Source organism: Novosphingobium sp. ZW T3_23 (genome assembly GCF_044987305.1).
GTDB lineage: Bacteria > Pseudomonadota > Alphaproteobacteria > Sphingomonadales > Sphingomonadaceae > Novosphingobium.
Genome location: NZ_JBJDRF010000011.1, coordinates 31,766 through 50,520, shown reverse-complemented (window position 1 = coordinate 50,520; position 18,755 = coordinate 31,766). Strand labels below are relative to the sequence as shown.

At 64.4% G+C, this 18,755-nt stretch carries 19 protein-coding genes and 1 tRNA gene; 8 read left to right on the top strand and 12 right to left on the bottom strand.

Features of this window, described 5'->3' with window-relative positions; genetic code table 11:
• Positions 1-16: 16 nt before the first annotated feature.
• Genes trpD through ACI3K3_RS08610 form a run of 5 tightly spaced genes read right to left on the bottom strand, consistent with a single transcriptional unit; the run spans position 17 to position 5,893 of the window.
• Positions 17-1,021: an anthranilate phosphoribosyltransferase gene (trpD, locus tag ACI3K3_RS08630; RefSeq protein ID WP_404913187.1), complete on the bottom strand. Its 1,005-nt coding sequence runs from the start codon at positions 1,019-1,021 to the stop codon at positions 17-19.
• Positions 1,018-1,614, bottom strand: coding sequence for an anthranilate synthase component II (locus ACI3K3_RS08625; RefSeq protein ID WP_404913186.1), 597 nt, complete (start codon positions 1,612-1,614; stop codon positions 1,018-1,020). Before ACI3K3_RS08625 ends, trpD begins: the two co-directional genes overlap by 4 nt.
• Entirely contained in the window at positions 1,611-2,390 is a 780-nt protein-coding gene (locus ACI3K3_RS08620) for a phosphodiester glycosidase family protein (RefSeq protein WP_404913185.1), read from the bottom strand. Before ACI3K3_RS08620 ends, ACI3K3_RS08625 begins: the two co-directional genes overlap by 4 nt.
• The gene (trpE, locus tag ACI3K3_RS08615) at positions 2,387-3,898 is read right to left on the bottom strand and encodes an anthranilate synthase component I (RefSeq protein ID WP_404913236.1); all 1,512 of its coding nucleotides are present in this window, start codon (positions 3,896-3,898) and stop codon (positions 2,387-2,389) included. Before trpE ends, ACI3K3_RS08620 begins: the two co-directional genes overlap by 4 nt.
• A 24-nt stretch (positions 3,899-3,922) precedes the next feature.
• On the bottom strand, positions 3,923-5,893 hold the full coding sequence (locus ACI3K3_RS08610) for a peptidyl-prolyl cis-trans isomerase (RefSeq protein ID WP_404913184.1): 1,971 nt from the start codon (positions 5,891-5,893) through the stop codon (positions 3,923-3,925).
• Positions 5,894-6,218: 325 nt separating this feature from the next.
• Here ACI3K3_RS08610 and tpiA point away from each other — a divergent pair, with 325 nt between their 5' ends.
• From tpiA to ACI3K3_RS08595, 3 genes are all read left to right on the top strand, one after another.
• A complete protein-coding gene (gene tpiA / locus ACI3K3_RS08605) occupies positions 6,219-6,977 on the top strand; it encodes a triose-phosphate isomerase (RefSeq protein ID WP_404913183.1) in 759 nt (252 codons plus the stop codon).
• Between the two features lie 136 nt (positions 6,978-7,113).
• Complete coding sequence (gene secG, locus ACI3K3_RS08600) at positions 7,114-7,542, top strand: preprotein translocase subunit SecG (protein WP_404913235.1); 429 nt, start codon at positions 7,114-7,116, stop codon at positions 7,540-7,542.
• Between the two features lie 151 nt (positions 7,543-7,693).
• Positions 7,694-9,322, top strand: coding sequence for a CTP synthase (locus tag ACI3K3_RS08595; RefSeq protein ID WP_404913182.1), 1,629 nt, complete (start codon positions 7,694-7,696; stop codon positions 9,320-9,322).
• 59 nt (positions 9,323-9,381) lie between these two features.
• On the opposite strand, the gene ACI3K3_RS08590 is transcribed toward ACI3K3_RS08595, so the two are convergent.
• Both ACI3K3_RS08590 and ACI3K3_RS08585 read right to left on the bottom strand, forming a co-directional pair.
• Positions 9,382-10,317 (bottom strand): AEC family transporter, encoded by a 936-nt coding sequence (locus tag ACI3K3_RS08590; RefSeq protein WP_404913181.1) that lies wholly within the window; start codon positions 10,315-10,317, stop codon positions 9,382-9,384.
• A 177-nt stretch (positions 10,318-10,494) separates the two neighbouring features.
• Positions 10,495-10,965 carry an Hsp20 family protein gene (locus ACI3K3_RS08585; RefSeq protein ID WP_404913180.1) on the bottom strand — a complete coding sequence of 157 codons (471 nt, stop codon included), beginning with the start codon at positions 10,963-10,965 and terminating at the stop codon, positions 10,495-10,497.
• 221 nt (positions 10,966-11,186) lie between these two features.
• Here ACI3K3_RS08585 and grxC point away from each other — a divergent pair, with 221 nt between their 5' ends.
• The 4 genes from grxC to ACI3K3_RS08565 all read left to right on the top strand — a co-directional run bounded on the left by grxC (position 11,187) and on the right by ACI3K3_RS08565 (position 12,937).
• Positions 11,187-11,450: a glutaredoxin 3 gene (gene grxC / locus ACI3K3_RS08580; protein WP_404913179.1), complete on the top strand. Its 264-nt coding sequence runs from the start codon at positions 11,187-11,189 to the stop codon at positions 11,448-11,450.
• Between the two features lie 5 nt (positions 11,451-11,455).
• Positions 11,456-12,283, top strand: coding sequence for a carbon-nitrogen hydrolase family protein (locus ACI3K3_RS08575; protein WP_404913178.1), 828 nt, complete (start codon positions 11,456-11,458; stop codon positions 12,281-12,283).
• A 6-nt stretch (positions 12,284-12,289) separates the two neighbouring features.
• Entirely contained in the window at positions 12,290-12,790 is a 501-nt protein-coding gene (locus tag ACI3K3_RS08570; protein WP_404913177.1) for a DUF1178 family protein, read from the top strand.
• 70 nt (positions 12,791-12,860) lie between these two features.
• A tRNA-Arg gene (locus ACI3K3_RS08565) sits at positions 12,861-12,937 on the top strand.
• A 115-nt stretch (positions 12,938-13,052) separates the two neighbouring features.
• Here ACI3K3_RS08565 and ribH read toward each other — a convergent pair.
• From ribH to ACI3K3_RS08545, 4 genes are all read right to left on the bottom strand, one after another.
• On the bottom strand, positions 13,053-13,472 hold the full coding sequence (ribH, locus tag ACI3K3_RS08560; RefSeq protein WP_404913176.1) for a 6,7-dimethyl-8-ribityllumazine synthase: 420 nt from the start codon (positions 13,470-13,472) through the stop codon (positions 13,053-13,055).
• Position 13,473: 1 nt separating this feature from the next.
• The gene (gene ribB / locus ACI3K3_RS08555) at positions 13,474-14,781 is read right to left on the bottom strand and encodes a 3,4-dihydroxy-2-butanone-4-phosphate synthase (RefSeq protein ID WP_404913175.1); all 1,308 of its coding nucleotides are present in this window, start codon (positions 14,779-14,781) and stop codon (positions 13,474-13,476) included.
• Between the two features lie 60 nt (positions 14,782-14,841).
• The gene (locus ACI3K3_RS08550) at positions 14,842-15,645 is read right to left on the bottom strand and encodes a crotonase/enoyl-CoA hydratase family protein (RefSeq protein ID WP_404913174.1); all 804 of its coding nucleotides are present in this window, start codon (positions 15,643-15,645) and stop codon (positions 14,842-14,844) included.
• Positions 15,646-15,759: 114 nt separating this feature from the next.
• Positions 15,760-16,587, bottom strand: coding sequence for a coniferyl-alcohol dehydrogenase (locus ACI3K3_RS08545; protein WP_404913173.1), 828 nt, complete (start codon positions 16,585-16,587; stop codon positions 15,760-15,762).
• A 205-nt stretch (positions 16,588-16,792) separates the two neighbouring features.
• Between ACI3K3_RS08545 and ACI3K3_RS08540 the strand changes: the two genes are divergently transcribed.
• Complete coding sequence (locus tag ACI3K3_RS08540) at positions 16,793-17,647, top strand: adenylyl-sulfate kinase (RefSeq protein WP_404913172.1); 855 nt, start codon at positions 16,793-16,795, stop codon at positions 17,645-17,647.
• Here ACI3K3_RS08540 and ACI3K3_RS08535 read toward each other — a convergent pair.
• Positions 17,644-18,723: a YihY/virulence factor BrkB family protein gene (locus ACI3K3_RS08535; RefSeq protein ID WP_404913171.1), complete on the bottom strand. Its 1,080-nt coding sequence runs from the start codon at positions 18,721-18,723 to the stop codon at positions 17,644-17,646. The two genes, ACI3K3_RS08540 and ACI3K3_RS08535, sit on opposite strands and share 4 nt — an antisense overlap.
• Positions 18,724-18,755 lie beyond the last annotated feature (32 nt).

The following is an 18,755-nucleotide window of genomic DNA, read 5'->3' as shown; positions in this document are numbered from 1 at the left end:
TCGAAGACGCGGCGGCTCAGGGCCGAAGCGCGGAAATCCAGCAATTGAGGAGGGCATTCGCAAGGCCCTTGTCGATAGCCTCGGCGGCTTCCTCCACGCCTTCGCGCCAGGTCTCGACTTCGCCGGCGACGATCAGTGCCCCGGCGGCGTTGAGAAGGACGGCATCCCGGTAAGGTCCATGCTCGCCCAGCAGCAGGCGGCGCAGGGCTTCGGCATTGTAAGCCGCGTCGCCGCCGCGGATCGCGCCGACCGGGGAGACAGGAAGCCCCGCGTCCTCCGGCGAGACACGGCGCATCGAAAGTTCGCCGCTTTTGATCTCGGCCACTTCGTTGCCGCCCGCCAGGCTCAACTCGTCCAGCCCCTCGTCTCCGGAAATGACAAAGGAGTGATCGCTGCCCAGGTGCATCAGCGCTTCGGCATAGATCGGCACATAGGCGGGGCGGGCAATGCCCACCAGTTGGCGGGTGACATTGGCGGGATTGGCCAGCGGGCCCATGAGATTGAAGATCGTACGCCGCCCGATCGCCTTGCGGAGCGGCATGATCTTGCCCATCGCCGGATGATGGCGCGCCGCGAAGAGAAAGCAGATGCCGAGATCCCCCAGCGTCTCTTCGGCGGTTTCGGCGGCACGATCGAGATTGAGGCCGAGGGCTTCCAGCGTATCGGCCGCGCCCGCCTTGGAACTGGCGGCGCGGTTCCCATGCTTGGCAACAGGAACGCCGCAGGCCGCAACCACCAGCGAAACGGCCGTCGAGACGTTCAGCGTGTGATGGCCGTCTCCCCCGGTGCCGCAGACATCGATGGCATTGGCGGGAGCGGCGATCGGGATCATCCGGGTGCGCATGGCCCGCGCGGCACCCGCGATCTCGCTGGCCGTCTCACCGCGCTCGGTCAGCGCGATCAGAAACCGCACGATCGTCTCGTCGTCGACCTTGCCGTCGAGGATCAGGCCGAAGGCATGCTCGGCTTCGGATTCGTCGATCGGATGAAGCGGATCCGGAAGCGTGGTGCGAACCGTCATGCCGCGATCCGGGCCGGGAGCCTTGCGTCGATGCCGCAAACCTTGAGGAAGTTCGCCAGCATGGCGTGGCCATGTTCGGTGGCGATGCTTTCGGGATGGAACTGCACGCCGTGGATGGGCAGTTCGGCGTGGCGGAAACCCATCACATGGCCATCGTCGGAGCGCGCGTTGACCTTCAGGACATCCGGAATATCCTCGACGATCAGCGAGTGATAGCGGGTTGCCGTGAAGGGCGAGGGGATGCCTGCAAACACGCCCGTGTCGTCATGCGTGACGGGGGATGTCTTGCCGTGCATCAATCCGCCGCGAACCACCTTGCCGCCGAAATACTGGCCGATCGACTGGTGCCCGAGGCATACCCCGAGCAGGGGCTTTCCGGCGTCGGCAGCGGCGGCGACGAGGTCGAGACTGATGCCAGCCTCGTTCGGCGTGCAAGGCCCCGGCGACAGGAGAAAGCCCTGGGCGCCGCTGGCAATGGCCTGGGCCGCAGTCAGGGCGTCGTTGCGGACGACCTCCACCTTCGCGCCCAATTCCATCACGTAATGGACCAGGTTCCAGGTGAAGCTGTCGTAGTTGTCGATGACGAGGATCATCTTGTGCCTTTCGCCGCTTTCTCGACGACGATCAAGGGGCCGAGCGGCGGTCCGCCATCCACTCGCCCGTGCTCCGGATCCCAGAGCGACGATACGCTGCCGTCGAGGAACAGCGCATTGGAGCATTTCAGGGCATCTCGAAAATAGCGTGCGAGCTTGCCGAAGGATACCGGCTCGTCCGAAATGACGAAATGCGCGCGGCCCTGGCGATCGACGCCCACGCCGTTGCGGAGCTTCTTCGATTCGCCGTCGGGGTCGATCTTCGGATGAAGCTTGCCGTCGATCACCAGCATCGGTCCCGATTGGGTTCCGAAGTCGGGTCGGTTGGAAACCGTCTTCGCGAACGATGCAGTTGCTCGCACGGACCAATTTCCGGCCGCATCGCCGTAGAAGACGCCGTTTGGCTGGAGATGGAAGTTACCCCAGCCTTCGTTGGTGTTGAGCTTGTGTCCGCGAACACCGCTTTCGACGTAATAGCCGATGGGCTGCCCGTCCTGATCGAACATGCCCCCGTTCATGGCAAAGGCGACCGCATGGTTCTTGCCCGGCCGGTCTACGGCCAGTTGCGAAAGGCTGCGATAGGGCGGCTTGCCCGAAGGGCCGAGGACCATGTGAATGGTATGGCGGGCCGGATCCGCCAGGCAATGGGTGAAGGATGCGCCTTCGAACGTCGCGCCGCTGCAGGCGGGCGGCGGCGGTGCGGCCGCTTCCTGCTTCGCACCGCCCGACGAGCAGGCGGCGAGGAACAACACGGCCGCGGTGGCGGCCGGCTTCATTGTCCGAAGCCCGGCTCCCCGGCGACGCGCACGGCTTCGCGGGCGGCGGCGAATAGAGCGCCGGACTTGGCCTCGCATTCGCGCTGTTCATAGGCGGGATCGCTGTCGGCCACGATTCCGGCGCCGGCCTGGACGTGGAGAATGCCGTTCTTCAACACCCCCGTGCGCAGGACGATGCAGGAATCGACCGAACCGTCCGGCGCGAAATAACCCACGCCGCCAGCATAGGCGCCGCGCGTCTCGGGCTCCAGTTCGGCGATGACCTCGCAGGCGCGGACCTTGGGAGCGCCGGAAACCGTGCCCGCCGGGAAGCCGGCGAAGACCGCGTCGATCGCGTCATGCTTCGCCGCGTCGAGCTGGCCGACCACGTTCGAGACGATGTGCATGACGTGGCTGTAGCGCTCGATCGTGTAGCTGTCGGTCACCTCGACGGTGCCCGCCGCCGCGACCCGGCCGACGTCGTTGCGCCCGAGGTCGAGCAGCATGAGATGCTCCGCGCGCTCCTTCGGGTCGGCAAGCAGGCTGACTTCGTTGGCCTTGTCCTCCGAGGCGGTCTTGCCGCGCGGGCGCGTTCCGGCGATCGGCCTGATCGTGACTTCGCCTTCGCGTACACGGACCAGGATTTCGGGGCTGGAACCGATCAGTGCGAAGCCCGGCATGTCCAGGAAGTAGAGGAACGGCGACGGATTGACGCGGCGCAGGGATCGATAGAGCGCCAGCGGCGGCAGCGGGAATTCACAGGTGAAGCGCTGAGCCAGCACGACCTGGAAGATGTCTCCGGCCTCGATATAGTCCTTCGCGCGAAGAACCATGGATTGGTAGTCCGCCGCAGACATTGCCGGAGTTTGAACCGGCTCGGCGATCTCGGTTGCTGCGGGTGCTGCCGGGGCGGGCGCCGCGAGCTTGCGCAGGGCCTCCTCAATTCGCTCCTCGGCCCGTTCGACAAGGCGTTCCGGCGCGCCCGCCTCCGGCCAGAGCGGCGCCACGCAGAACAGTTCGTCGCTCAGCCGATCGAACACGAGGATCAGCGAAGGCCGCACGAACAGCATGTCGGGCAAGGCGAGCGTGCTTTGCGGCGCGCGCGGAAGCTTCTCCACGAGGCCGATGGTCTCGTAGCCGAAGTAGCCGACCAGACAGGCGAGGGCGGGCGGCAGCTGGGGCGGCACGTCGAAGCGGCAGCTTTCGACCAAGGCGCGCAGTTCCGCCAGGGTGTCGCCCGCCAGCGGCGAGAAGGCTTCCCGGTCGGTCTGCCAATCGCGATTGATCTCGCAGCCATGACCTTCGGCGCGAAACACCAGGTCGGGATCGAGGCCGATCAGGCTGTAGCGCCCGCGCGTCTCGCCGCCCTCGACCGATTCGAGCAGGAAATCGCCGCGCCCTTCCTCGAAGAGTTTGAGCGCGACGGCGACCGGGGTTTCGGTGTCCGCGACGAGCTTTCGCCAGAGCAGCGCCGGCTTGCCCTCAGAGAGCTGCGCCAATGCCGCCAGACGATCCGATTCGCGTTCCATAACCCCGATCTTCATTGCTGTTGCTTATTCGGCGCCGGCAGTGCCGACGAGTTGATCCCGCACGACCTTGATGGCCTTTTCGTGCTTGGTGACGCCCACTTCCTTGCGGATCGCCTTGCCCAGGGCATCGGTATAGGCCTGGCCAAGCTGGCCACCGAGTTCGCGCTGGGTGCCTTCCACAAGCTGGGCCGACTCGACCTTGCCGGGCACCACATCCTTGAGCAGGACGACGAACCATCCACGGTTCTGCCCGGCGGCCTGAACCTTAACCGTGCCCTTGGCCATGTGGAACATCAGCGATACCGGAGGCGGCACCTGGCGGCCCGAGCGGAGCGCCGCGGTCAGCGTGGCGCGTGACATCGAGACCTGCTCGGCCGGCGGCAGCGTCTTGCCGGTCGCGGCCACGGCCTGCTCCAGGCTCTTGCCCTTGCGGACCTGCGCCTGGATCTGCATCGCTGCGGCCTTCGCGGCGGCACCGCCCTTGTCGAGCAGCCAGGCCGTCTTCACGTCCTCCACGATTTCCTTGAAAGGAGCGGGCGCCGAAGGCGTGATCTGGGTGACGTCATAGAGGACGAAATTGCGTTCGGCGGGAACGGGGTTGCCGTCCTGGCTGACTTGCGCCGACTGCGGCTTTTCCTGGTCCATGGCGAATGCTGTCTTCAGCACCGACTGCAACAGCGCGGGAGCGGTTTCGCCGGGCTTGCCGTAGACCACGCCATTGGCCGTGATTGGAGCAGTCGTCTGAACCGTCGCGCCGAGCGACTTGGCCACTTCGACCAGGCTGGCGCCGTTGCCGAACTCATCCTCGATCTTGGCGAGAAGGTCGGTGAAGGCCGTGTTCTTCTTTTCGACGGCCAGCTTGGCGACGATTTCTTCCCGCGCGTCGGCAAGCGAGCGCTCGGGCTTCTTCTGCTCTTCCTCGACACGGATCAGATGCCAGCCCAGCGCGCTCTTCTGCGGTGCGGTGAGCTTGCCCACCGGAGCGGCGAAAACGGCATCGGCCACGGCCGGCGAGAACTGGCTGGAAAGCTGGTCCTTGCTGAAGAACTCCAGCTTTGCCACCGAGAGCCCCTTTTCCTTGGCGGCGACTTCCAGCGACTTGCCGCCCGCGACTTCCGCCGCGACGGCCTTGGCTGCCGCTTCGGTCGGAACGATGAGCTGCGATACCTTGCGATTGTCCTGCGCGGCGTAGAGCGCCTTGTCGGCCTGGTAGCGCTTGGCGATCTCCGCGTCGGTGGGGGCGGCGATATTCTTCACCGCGTCCTCGCCGAAGGTGGCGTAACGGATCACGCGACGCTCCGGACGGATGAACGTGTTGGTGTGGCTCTTGTAGAAAGCCTGAAGCTCAGCGTCGGTAGGGGCATTCGCCGGGAAGAACGCCTGCGAGGGAAGGGCTACGACCGAGCCGGAGCGGTTTTCGTCCAGCAGGGCGGCATAGCGCTTGGCGGCGAAGCTGGACATCGTGGTGCCGAACTGCGCGGGCAGCATCAGCTGCTGTGCGATCAGGCCCTGGGCGATGTCTTCGCGAAGCGACTTTTCCGAAAGACCCTGCTGACCCAGAAGCTGGCGGAAGGTCGCCTGGTCGAACTTGCCGTCTACACCCTGGAAGGCCGGGATGCGGGCGATCTCGCTATCGATGAGGCGATCTCCGGCGACGACACCGATCTTCTTGCCGAAAAACGCGGTGGCGGTGCGGTCGATCAGTTCGTCCAGCACCTGTTCCAGCCCGCCCTGCGCGATGAGCACTTTCATGGTCATCGCGGGGTCCTGCGCCTGAACGCGCGACAGCGCAGACTTGGCCGCGAGCGCAAGTTCGTTCTCCTCGACCTCGTCCTTGCCGACGGTGGCGACGGAGTTGCCGCTGGCGATCCCGCCGGAATCGCGCAGGCCAGTAAGATCGCCGCCCACGAAGGCCAGCGTGATGAGCACCAGCACCGCCAGGGCAATGCCGGCGCCGATCTTGGAACTCAGAACGTTGCGGAAGAATGAGATCATGTACCGTGCCGATCAGCGTGGAAAATTGGGTCAAGTCGGAGCGAAGGCGCTGCCGCCGCGAGAAAACGCGCTGGCTTTAGGGTGGCTTGTACCATCCTGCAATGCCGACGTGCGATAAGCCCACATCGACTCGCCAATTCGCCGGCTGCCGTTCGGTGGCCAAGCCGTCACCCAAGCTGCCGCGGGGCGCCCGCAGGGAAGCACGAATTTTGACAAGACCGGTCTCTCTGCACTAGCAGCGCCGGGAAAGCGCGGCTTGTGATTCCTGCTTCCTGCCGGGATTCGGAGAAGCCTGCGCGCCCTGAAATCAAGGTTTCTTAATAAGATGGCTGGTCTGCCTTACATCGTCGGTAACTGGAAAATGAACGGCACGCGTGCGATGCTCAACGAGGCGCGCGCGATTGACCGGGCCGCTGCACGCTTCCCGAAGGTGCAAGTGGCGGTCGCGCCTCCGGCGACGCTGCTCTACCGCATTCGCGATGCCGTAGAGCTGATCGGCGTGGGCGGACAGGACTGCCGCGCCGAGGACAGCGGTGCCTTCACCGGCGACATCTCCGCCCCGATGCTCAAGGACGCGGGCGCCGATTTCACCATCGTCGGCCATTCCGAGCGACGCACCCTTCATGGTGAAAGCGACGCGGACGTGAAGGCCAAGGGCGAGGCTGCGCTGTCGGCGGGCCTGGCGGTGATTCTCTGCGTCGGCGAAACCGAGGCGCAGCGGGATGCGGGCGACGCCGAAGCCGTGGTCGCCGCGCAGATCGAGGGATCGTGCCCTGCGGTGGATGCTGCCCCCGAAAAGCTCTCGGTCGCCTATGAGCCGGTCTGGGCGATTGGTACCGGCCGCGTGCCTTCGATCGAGGACGTGGCCGCGATGCATGCGGCGATCCGTGCGAAGCTCGTTGCCATTTACGGCGAGGGCGGGGCGGACGTGCGCATCCTCTATGGCGGTTCGGTCAAGGCCGATAACGCCGGCGAATTGCTCGCCGTGCCCGAAGTGGGCGGCGCGCTGGTCGGCGGCGCCAGCCTGAGCGCCGAGAGCTTCCTGGCGATCGTCGGTGCCGCAGCCTCGCTGGGGAACGACTGATATCGTAATTCCGTGGGCTTGCGGGCTTTGCACGCGGCATGCGGCTGATGACTTGCGCGACGGGCGGTGAGCGCCTATCTGCGCGGCTTGAGATGCGGGCTTTCGGCCCAGAGAAGACTGAGAAAAACGCAAGATGCTGTTCACCTTTCTGACCGTTGTCCAGGCGATCGTCGCGCTGCTGCTCGTCGTCGTCATTCTGATGCAGAAGTCGGAAGGCGGCGGCCTTGGCGTGGGTGGCGGCAATCCCTCGGGTCTGATGTCGGCACGCGGCGCGGCCAATTTCATGACCCGTGCGACCGGCGTTCTTGCAGCCATCTTCGTGATTCTTTCGATCGTGCTTGCCGCGCTGGCGGTCAATACGACCACCGGTCGTGATATCGATACCTCCCTTCAGCGCGAGACGGCTCCGGCCGCACCCGCGCAGCCGGCCGATCCGCTGGCCGGAGCAGCGGCACCGTCTGCTGCACCGGCGAACGGCGCCAGCCCCGCTCCGGCCAATGGTGGCCCGGCTCCGGCCGGCAGCGCCCCGGCCAATGATCCGCTTTCGGGTGCTGCCGGCCAGTAAAACGGCTATACCGGCAGGGTTAAACCCGGCGCATCATCGTAACAGGAATGCCGTCTGGCTCTGGCAGGCGGCATTTCATTTGTTTTGACCTGTGGATTGAGGCACAGCGCTCTTGCGCTCGTGCCCCCATGCAATTTAAGGGCCGACTCCCATGGCGCGGCATATTTTTATCACCGGCGGCGTGGTCTCCTCGCTCGGCAAAGGTCTCATGGCGGCGAGCCTCGCGGCTCTCCTGCAGGCACGCGGCTACCGCGTCCGCATCCGCAAGTTCGATCCCTATCTGAATGTCGATCCGGGCACGATGAGCCCGTATCAGCATGGCGAAGTCTACGTCACCGACGACGGTGCCGAGACGGACCTCGATCTGGGTCACTATGAGCGCTATACCGGCGTTTCGGCTCGCCAGGCGGACAACATTACCTCGGGCCGCATCTACCAGGACATCATCGCCAAGGAGCGCCGCGGCGACTATCTGGGCGCCACCGTCCAGGTGATCCCGCACGTCACGGACGCGATCAAGGACTTCGCGATGACGGAGACCGAGGATCTCGACTTCGTGCTCTGCGAGGTCGGCGGCACGGTCGGCGATATCGAGGGCCTGCCCTTCGTCGAGGCTCTGCGCCAGATGCGCAACGAACTCGGCCGCGAGCAGACCTGCTTCGTCCATGTCACGCTGGTGCCCTACATCGCGGCGGCCGGCGAGCTGAAGACCAAGCCGACGCAGCACTCGGTGCGCGAACTCACCGGCCTCGGCATCCAGCCGGACATCCTGCTGTGCCGTTGCGATCGCGAGCTTCCCGAGAGCGAGCGCCGCAAGATCGCGCTGTTCTGCAACGTCCGTCCGCAGGCGGTCATCCCTGCGCTGGACGCGCCGAACATCTACGCAGTGCCGCTCCAGTATCACCAGGAAGGCCTCGATGCCGAAGTGCTTCACCACTTCGGCATGGCGTCACAGGCGCCCGACCTTGCTCGTTGGAACGACATTACCGACCGTTTCGAGCACCCCGAAGGCGAAGTGACCATCGGTGTGGTCGGCAAGTATGTCGGCCTTCAGGACGCCTACAAGTCGCTGAACGAAGCGCTCGTCCACGGCGGCATGGCCAATCGCGTCAAGGTCAACGTGAACTGGATCGATGCCGAGATCTTCGAGAAGGAAGATTCGGAAATCGCCGCCGCGCTCGAACCGATGCACGGCATCCTGGTTCCGGGCGGCTTCGGCGAGCGCGGCACGGAAGGCAAGATCGCCTCGGTCCGTTTCGCCCGTGAGCGGGAAGTGCCGTTCTTCGGCATCTGCCTCGGCATGCAGATGGCCTGCATCGAAGGCGCGCGCTCTGCCGGGATCGAGAAGGCCAACTCCACCGAGTTCGGCCCTACCGAGGAACCGGTGGTGGGTATCATCACCGAGTGGATGGGCAAGGACGGCCTGGAGAAGCGCGCCGAAGGCGGCGACCTGGGCGGTACGATGCGCCTCGGTGCCTATGCGGCCGAGCTTTCGCCCAACAGCCATATCGCCGCGATCTATGGCAGCACGCAGATTTCGGAGCGTCACCGCCACCGTTACGAAGTGAATGCTTCCTATCGCGAGACGCTGGAAGGCGATGGTCTGATCTTCTCCGGCATGTCGCCTGACGGCCTGCTTCCGGAAATCGTCGAACGTCCGGATCACCCGTTCTTCGTCGGCGTGCAGTTCCACCCGGAATACAAATCGAGGCCGTTTGAACCGCACCCGCTGTTCGCCGGCTTCATCGCCGCCGCGCTGCGGCAGGCGCGACTGGTCTGACCGTCACGTCAGGTTTTCCGAAAGGGCGGGCTCGAAAGAGTCCGCCCTTTTTCGTTCCGTCAGGCAAGAAGCGAAAGCAGCAGGGTGATCGTGCCGATCGACAACAGGGTCGAGACGAGGATGACCCGTGCCGTCAGGCTACCTTCCCGGCGGTGAAATTCCGCCAGCATGAAGGGGCCCGTCCCGGTGGGAAGCGCGGCCAGCAGCACCGCCGCATTGCGCAGCGGCTTTGCCAGCGGAAAGACCCAGACCGCCAAGGCCAGCGTCAGCGCCGGATAGGCGAACAGCTTGAGGGTTACGAGCAGGGCCGCTTTTCCGGTGCCGCCGGCTTCGACCTCTCTTGGTTCAGCGAGGAACATGCCCAGGCACACCAAAGCGCAGGGGCTGGCTGCGGAACCCAGGAGCTTGAGGAAGGCGTCGAGCGGGGCGGCGACGCCCATGCCGCTCCACATCACGGCGAAGCCCAGAAGCGGCGCCAGCACCAGCGGATTGCGAAAGAGGGCCTGAGCTACCCGCAGCGCGACTACCATGGGCCGGGCGCTGGACTGGTTGCCGAATTCGATCAGCACGATCGCGACGGCAAAGAGCATGCACACGGTATTGATCGTAGCGATCAGCGTCAGCGTCTGCGAACCTGGTCCAAGGGTCGCCAGGAGGAGCGGGAATCCCAGAAAAGCCGTGTTGGAGTAAGCGCCGTTCAATCCATGGATTGCGGCATCGCCGATGTCTCTACCGGCCAGCCGGCTTACAGCGACCGTCGCGGCGAAGAAGAAGAACGTGCTGAGGCTGAACACGGCCACGAAGTCAGGCTGCCACAAGTCCGCCACCTTTGCCTTGGCGACGATGTCGAACAGCAACGCGGGCAAAGCGAGATAGACCACGAAGCGGTTTAGTTCGGTGGTCGACTGCGGACTAAAGATACCGATCCGACGGGCCAGCCAGCCAATGAAGGTCAAGGCGAAGATCGGGAGGACGATCGACAGGATCGAGATCATGAGAAACGGGCAGCCCACAAGGTTGCAAAGCTCGCGGCTTAGGCAATGTCTTCAGGCTGTCCAACGCTCTTTTGCGTGCGCCCGGTGCGGTGCGCGCAATCGGTGTCAGGAAGGCGCATATGGAAAGGGCGGCCCGGAAAACCCGGACCGCCCGCATGTGTCAGTTCATCGGCGCGATCAGGCGGCGGCCGAGGCGTCTCCGGCGGCGCTATCGACAACCGTCAGGGTATTGCCGCCGATGGCGATCTTCTTGGGCTTCATCGCTTCGGGCACTTCGCGCACCAGATCGATCACCAGAAGGCCATCGGCCAGATCGGCGCCATCGACGCGGACATAATCCGCCAGTTCGAAGCGGCGCTCGAAACCGCGCTGGGCGATCCCGACATGCAGCATTTCGCCGTCCGCGTGCTCATCGGGCTTATGCCCCTTGACCACCAGCAGGTTGGCCTGTGCGGTTATGTCGATATCGGCCGGCTTGAAGCCCGCGACGGCCAGAGTGATGCGATAGGCATCGGGGCCGCGACGCTCGATGTTGAAAGGGGGGTACTTGTCGCCCGGATTGGCGCGACCCTGGTTTTCGATCATGTCGAAAAGGCGGTCGAAACCGACCATGGTGCGGCGATAGGGCGAAAAATCGATGCGGTTCATGACAAAAATCCTCCAATGAGCAATCTTCGTTTCATCAAGGCCCGGACTGTCCGGCGCCTCGTTTTCAAGCCATGCCCTTGGCGGGCCATGACTTGAATCCCTAGATATGATAGCCGCCCCCGGTTTCAAGGTCCGCCCGCGCGCCTGCCGATAGTGGGGTCGATAGCGGGCCCGATAGCTGGAAAGTGGCTTCGGTCGCCAAAAGGAAAAGGAAGAATTCGATGTGCCAGCCCAAGGTCGAGATCTATACCAAGTGGGGATGCCCCTACTGCGTCATGGCCAAGTCGCTTCTGGACGAGAAAGGCGTGGCTTATGAGGAATACGACATCACGATGGGCGGACCCAAGCGTGAGGAAATGCTGGAGCGCGTTCCCGGTGCGCGCACGGTGCCTCAGGTCCTGGTCGATGGCGCGCCTTATGGCGGTTTCGACGATATCAACGCCCTGAACCGCGCGGGCAAACTCGACCCCGTTCTGGGGCTCTGATCGCGATGGGCCGCGCCGCACTGTTTCAGATGACGTCCGGGATTTCGCCTCAGGACAATGCCGCTGCGCTGGTTTCGGCCATTGGCGAGGCGAAGGCGGCCGGCGCGGTCATGCTGTTCACGCCGGAAATGTCGGGGCTGATCGATCGCAGGCGCGAGCGCGCAGCACCGCATATCGTTCCGGAAGCCGAGGACCGGGTTCTTGCCGCGGTGCGCGAGGCGGCTGCGCGCGAGGGCATCTGGGTGCACCTGGGCTCGCTGGCGGTGCGACCGCCGGCTTCTGAGCACGATGCACGCTTTGCCAACCGGGCCTTCGTGATCGACGATACCGGCGAAGTTCGCGCTCGCTACGACAAGATCCACATGTTCGACGTGGACCTGGCGACCGGCGAGACGTGGCGTGAATCCAATGCCTACGCGCCCGGCGATCGCGTTGTCACCGTCGAAACCCCGCTGGGCCTGCTGGGGCTGGCAATCTGTTACGACATACGGTTTCCGGCGCTATTCGAAGCGCTCGGGCGGGCCAGGTGCGACCTGATCGCGGCGCCCGCGGCGTTCACCGTGCCGACCGGGACGGCGCATTGGCATTTGATGCAGCGCGCCCGCGCCGTCGAAGCCAGCGCTTTCGTGCTCAGTGCGGCGCAAGTCGGTCGGCATGAAGATGGCCGCGAAACCTACGGGCATTCGCTGGCCGTCGATCCCTGGGGCGAGATACTCCTCGATCTGGGGGGCGAAACAGCGGGCCTGGGCTTCGTCGAGATCGATCCCGCGCGCATCGCCGAAGTACGTGCGCAGCTGCCCAGTCTTGCCAACCGCCGCGATATCGCCAAATAGCCGCCGATGCCCATCGTCTTTGATCTCGAATGCCGTTCCGCGCAGCACCGTTTCGAGGGCTGGTTCAAGTCCTCGGACGACTACGCCCGTCAATTGGAGCGCGGCCTGGTTGCTTGCCCCCATTGCGGTTCGGCGGATGTCTGCAAGGCGGTGCAGGCACCGCGCCTCGGGCTCAAAGGCAATCAACGCGCGGAACCGGCGAGGGCGGGAACGCCCGTTCTTGCGGTTCGGCGTGCCGAGGATGCTCCTGCCGCTCCGGTCGAGCTTCCGCCACAGGCGGTGGAGGTGCTCCAGAAGCTTGCCGTCATGCAGGCGGAGGCGTTGAAATCCAGCCGCTTCGTTGGTGACAGCTTCGTGGATGACGCAAGGGCGATGCATTACGGAGAGCGGGACAGCGAATCCATCCACGGCCGCGCGAGCGTCCAGCAGGCCAAGGAACTTATCGAGGAAGGCATCGCCGTCGCGGCACTGCCGTTTCCGGTGCTTCCGCCCGAACAGGCCAATTGAACGGTCCCATCGAAGGCCTCATCGAACACGTTGCCAAGCCCGGCGCGCCAAGCTAGGAGGCGCTTCGAGTGCGCCCGTAGCTCAGCCGGATAGAGCACCAGATTCCTAATCTGGGGGCCATGGGTTCGAATCCCGTCGGGCGCACCACTTTCCCTGATCTTATATCGTTCGCAAATCTGGGCCCGTTATCGGCACGGATTCCGGGCAAAAGAATGCCCGCGATTTCGCGGGCATTCCTGGTTCGCATTTCGGCCGAATAGGCTCAGGCGAATTTTTCCTTGAGATCGTAGAGAGCGATGGCGGCCTTGGCCGCTTCGCCGCCCTTGTCCTTCTGCGCGGGTTCTGCGCGGACGAGGGCCTGCTCCTCGTTCTCGACCGTCAGGATGCCGTTGCCGATGGGGATGCCATCCATGGTCAGGGCCATGATCCCGCGCGCCGATTCGCCGGCGACGATCTCGAAATGATAGGTCTCGCCGCGAATGACCACACCGATAGCCACGTAGCCGTCGTAGTCGCCCGTGGCATCGGCCAGCGAGATCGCAGCCGGGATCTCCAGCGCGCCGGGCACAGTGATGACGTCTGCCTGGTGGCCGGCGGCCTTCAGCGCGGCCTTGGCGCCGGCGATCAGCTTGTCATTGAGATGGTCGTAAAAGCGGGCTTCGACGATGAGAAAACGGGCCATGTCAGTTCGCTCCTTCGGGGGCGGTGATGGGGCGTTCGCCGGCAATGTTGAGGCCATAGCCTTCCAGCGCGACGAGCGAATGATGCGTATTGGTGAGCAGGATCATGTCGTGGATGCCGAGTTCGGCCAGAATCTGGGCTCCCACGCCGTAATCGCGCAGTTCTTCGATGTCCGGCATTTCACCTGCGCGGATCTGCTGCTTGATATCCATGACGCGCGACATCAGCTGGTTGATCTGGCGATTGATCACCACGATCACGCCCGCGCCTTCCTCGGCGATCATTTCCATCGAGCGGTGGAGAAGCTCGCCCCGCTCGGTCGACTCTTCGCCGAAGACGTCGGTGAACATCGACAGGGTATGCATGCGCACCAGCGTGGGCTTGGCGGGATCGATCCGTCCCTTTATCAGGGCCATCGTCTCTTCGCCGGTTGCCTTGTTGAAGTAGCTGCGCGCCAGCCAATGGCCGCCGAAGCGGCTCTGGAAGGTGATCTCGTTCTTCTTCTCGACCATGCGGTCATGGCGGCGGCGATAGGCGATCAGGTCGCGGATCGTGCCGATCTTGAGATCGTGGATGCGTGCGAAGGCGATCAGGTCGTCCATGCGCGCCATCGTGCCGTCGTCCTTCATGATCTCGCAGATCACGCCGGAGGGATTGAGGCCGGCAAGGCGAGAAATGTCGACGGCCGCTTCGGTGTGGCCCGTGCGCACCAGCACGCCGCCGTCGCGTGCGCGCAGCGGGAACACGTGGCCGGGAGTGACGATGTCGGCCTTGGTCTTCGTGCCGTCGATGGCGACCGAGATTGTGCGCGCGCGGTCGGCGGCGGAAATGCCGGTGGTAACGCCTTCGCGGGCCTCGATCGAGATCGTGAAGGCAGTCTCGTGACGCGTGCCGTTGTGCTGGCTCATCAGGTCGAGCCCGAGTTCCTGGACCCGCTGGTTGGTCAGTGTCAGGCAGATCAGCCCGCGGCCGTGCGTGGCCATGAAATTGATGGCTTGCGGCGTGGCCATCTGCGCAGGAATCACGAGATCGCCCTCGTTCTCGCGATCCTCGTCATCGACGAGAATGAACATGCGGCCGTTGCGGGCTTCGTCGATGATTTCCTCGATGGGGACGAGCACCGGGCGGTCATCGTTCGACAGGAGGAAGCGTTCGAGCTTCGTCAGCGTCTCGGCCGTGGGGTTCCAATCGAGTTCGGTGCAGTCGCGAAGCGTGTTGGCGTGAAGCCCGGCTGCGCGGGCGAGGCCTGCCTTGCTCATGCCGCCTTCGTTAACGAGCCTGCGGACCTGTTCGATCACATTGCCAGCCATAGCGATAAATCCATTCTCACATTTCGATGTGATCGCCATATGCTCCGATCACATCGAAATTCAAGAGCCTTTGAAGGCCGGCTTGCGCTTTTCCAGGAAGGCATCGACCGCTTCGGCATGATCCTCGGTGGCATGAGCGGCGGACTGCATCGCGGCAGCCATCTCCAGCAGGGTGGCAAGGTCGCTGCGCCGGCCTTCCCACAAGAGCCGCTTCGTCATGCGGACCGCGTGCGAGGGATTGGCGGCGATCCGGCGGGCGAGGGCGCGGGCTTCGGGCATAAGCTGATCATCAGCGACCACCTTGGATACCAGCCCGCAGGCCAGTGCCTCGGTAGCGTCGATCATGTCGCCGGTAAGCGCCATTTCCGCCGCTTTCGACCAGCCGACCACGCGTGGAAGCAGCCAGGAGCCGCCATCACCTGCGATCAGGCCGATCTTCACGAAGCTTTCGGCAAACCGCGCACTTTCGCCCGCGATGCGCAAGTCGCACATGCAGGTAAGGTCACAGCCGGCGCCCACCGCGGCGCCGTTCACCGCTGCGATCACTGGAACTTCGAGGGCCGCGAAGGCCAGCGGCAGGCGCTGAATGCCGCGTTTGTAGTTGAGCCGCGTGCGCACCGGCATGCCGCCGTTGACGTTGCCGCCCGGCTTCATCTCGTTGATGTTCCCGCCGGAGGAGAAGCCCTTTCCGGCGCCGGTCAGGATCGCCACATGCGCTGCGGGATCTTCCTCAAGCCGGGCGAGTGCGTCCAGCAAGGCATCGATCACCGCAGGGTCGGAAATCGGATTGCGCATTTCCGGACGGTTGAGGGTGAGCGTGACGATGCCGTCCCCGTCGATCTCGTACAGTACTGCGTCATCCATGGGTGCTCTCCTTTACCGTCGTTGCCCGTCTCTTAGCAGGTTGACGCATAGGGAAAAGGGCCGGGCGGCAATGCCGTCCGACCCTTCCTCCGATTGCCTGTGAGAGATGCCGCGTCAGGCGGGCTGCTTGCTCATCATTCGCGAGATATCGACCTGCCCGGTCGCCAGCCCGCCCATGAAACCGCCATCGACCGGCATGACGATGCCGTTCACAACGCCTGCAAGCCGGGAGTTGATCAGCACCAGCGGACCGGCCTGTTCCTCGGCCGTGGTGTAGCGACCGAGAGGTTCGGCTGCCGCATCGACCACGTCCTTGCCCGAGGTGGCATGGAAAGTGGCCATCATCGGCGTCTGGGTGGGAGAGGGCAGGGAGCAATTGATGCGAATGCCCTTCTTGATGAGCTGCGCGCCCATGAATTGGGTCCAGACGATCACGGCTTCCTTCGAAAACGCATAGCCTTCGGCAACCTGATCCGGATTGGCTTCGCACCAGGCAAGGCCGGCCTCGAAGCCCTGCGTCGCCAGGAGCTGCATGTGAACCGGGATGCGGCGGCTCCAGCCGAGGCCACCGGTCGATGCGATCGAGACGATGGCCGCGCCTTCGCCCATCAACGGAACGACCGTATCGGTGAGATGACGGGTTCCCAGGAAATTCACTTTCATGACGTCGATGGGGGGGAAGCCGCCGCCTCCGGGCAGGCCCGCGCAGTTGAACAGGGCATCCACCTTGCCGCCCACTTTCGCCACGGCGCTTTCGATCGTGGCGGGATCGCGCAAGTCGATCTGCGTGAAGGAGGCCATCGGCACGGCGCTTTCCCTGAAGTCGAAGCCATGCACTTCGGCGCCAAGATCGACGAGCAATCGTGCCGTCGCCTCGCCCATGCCCGAATAGCAGCCGCTGACGATAACGCGCTTGCCTCTGTATCCCAGAATATCGCTCATCTTCCTGCTTCCTCTCCTGCGGGCGATGGGTTGCGGAGCGCGCCCAGGCGGGCAGGATCCGCTGGCCGGTCGCAAGCACCGGCCTCGCGCTTGTTTCGACGAGTAGCTAGTCCCAGAGCGCCCCCGTCTTCAACCGTCTCAAAGGCTGATCGCCGCTGCGATGCGGGCTGCTTGCCAATCGAAAGCGAACGCCCGAAAAGGCGGGATGAAAAGCGACAGGCCGGAAGGCGAGAAGGCCAGCGAGCCCCCGCGCATCGATCCCGAAATTCTGGCGGATGTGCTTGGGCAGGTGCGCGTGGCGCTTGCCCGGCATCGACGCAGGCCCGTCGTCATCGGTATCTGCGGCGCGCAAGGGTCGGGAAAGTCGACCTTGGCAGCCGCGCTGGCGGAGACCCTGTCACGCGAGGGCTTGCGCGCGGCAACGCTTTCGCTTGACGATATCTATCTCACTCGGGACGAGAGGATGGCGCTGGCACGGGATGTCCATCCGTTGCTGGCCACGCGCGGCGTGCCGGGAACGCATGATATCTCACTGGGGCTGGAGGTTCTCGACGATCTGGAAAGCGGCCTGCCGGTCGCTCTTCCGCGTTTCGACAAGGCCCGCGACGAGCGCGTCGCCGAGCGGGACTGGCCGATCGTCGATCCGGGGTGCGAGGTCGTGCTGCTGGAGGGCTGGTGCCTCGGCGCATTGCCGCAGCCGCCCGGCGATCTCGTGCGGCCGGTGAATGCCCTGGAGGCAGAAGCGGACCCGGACGCTCGCTGGCGAAGTTTCGTCAATGACGCGCTCGGCGATACCTATCAGCGCCTGTTTGCCCGGATAGACCGGCTCGTCCTTCTTGCTGCGCCCGGTTTCGAGGTGGTGCAGGGGTGGAGGGCTGAGCAGGAGCGCGGTCTTGCGCTGGGCGATGAAGGTGCGCGGCGGATGGACGACCATGAAATCGCCCGCTTCATCGCTCACTACGAACGGCTGACGCGCTGGATCCTGAAGGAAATGCCGGTGCGCGCCGATCTGGTCGTCAGGCTGGATGACCGACGGCGACCGCTGCAATCCACGTCCTAGTCCGCCTGACGACGGACCTGTTCCGCGCGGCGGCGCTTGTGGCGTTCGAGTTCGGAAGCCGAAGGAACGCGATTGTCGATAAGGTCGGCGAGAACCGCGCCGCGTTCGCCGGCGGGCAAGGTCGGGCCGATCGTGGTGTCGCAGAAGGTCTGGCGCTCGATCTCGGCATTGACAAGCGCGCCCAGAAGCACGCCGTAAGCGGAAAGGTAGAGCCACATAAGGAACACGACGATCGCGGAGAGCGAGCCGTACGTGGCGTTGTAGTCGCTGATATAGGCGACGTAGAGCGAGAACCCGAACGAGACCGCGATCCAGAGTAGGGTCGCTAGCAGGGAACCCGGTGCGAGCCAGCGCCATTTGGCCGGGCTGCGATCGGGACCATAGCGCATGATCAGCGCGAAGCCGGCGCTGCCGAGCGCCACTGCGGCCACCCAGGTCAGCCATTTAAACAGTATCGCGGTGGCATCTCCCAGGAACACGCTGGTCTGGGTCTGAAGCCAGGCGAAGACGCCGCCGGAAAGCACCCCGGTAAGGGCGATGAACACGGCAGACACGGTCAGCCCCACCGCACGCAGCGTGAGCGAGACGGTGCCGCGTGTCTCGCGTTCCTCGTTGATGATGTTGAGGGCGCTCATCATTCCGTTCGCTGCGCGCATCCCGCCGAAAATGGCGAAGAACAGGGCTATGAGAAGCGCGAAGCCGGTAACGCCGCGACTGGTCGTGACGATCTGGACAAGCTGCTGCTCCAGCATGCGGGCGACTTCCGGCGGGACGACCTCGACAATGCTCTGCATCTGCGAATGCACGCTGTCGACGTTGCCGAACAGGCCGTAGATCATCACCGTTGCGCCGATAAGAGGCGTCAGCGCGAGGAAGCAATAAAATGCCAGGCCCGCCGAGAGCAGCCCAAGTTCATGGAAGCCGCTCATGACATAGACGCGCTTCAGGATCTTCCACCAGGCACGGCCAGGAATTTGCCAAGGCGCATTCGCATCCGTTCCCGGCTGTTTCGGCACGGACTGTGTCGACATCTCCACCTTGGCGGTTGACGTCGCGGTTCCTTCGTCAGATTTCATCTCTTACCCACTTGCGGCAGGGAACTTTCGCT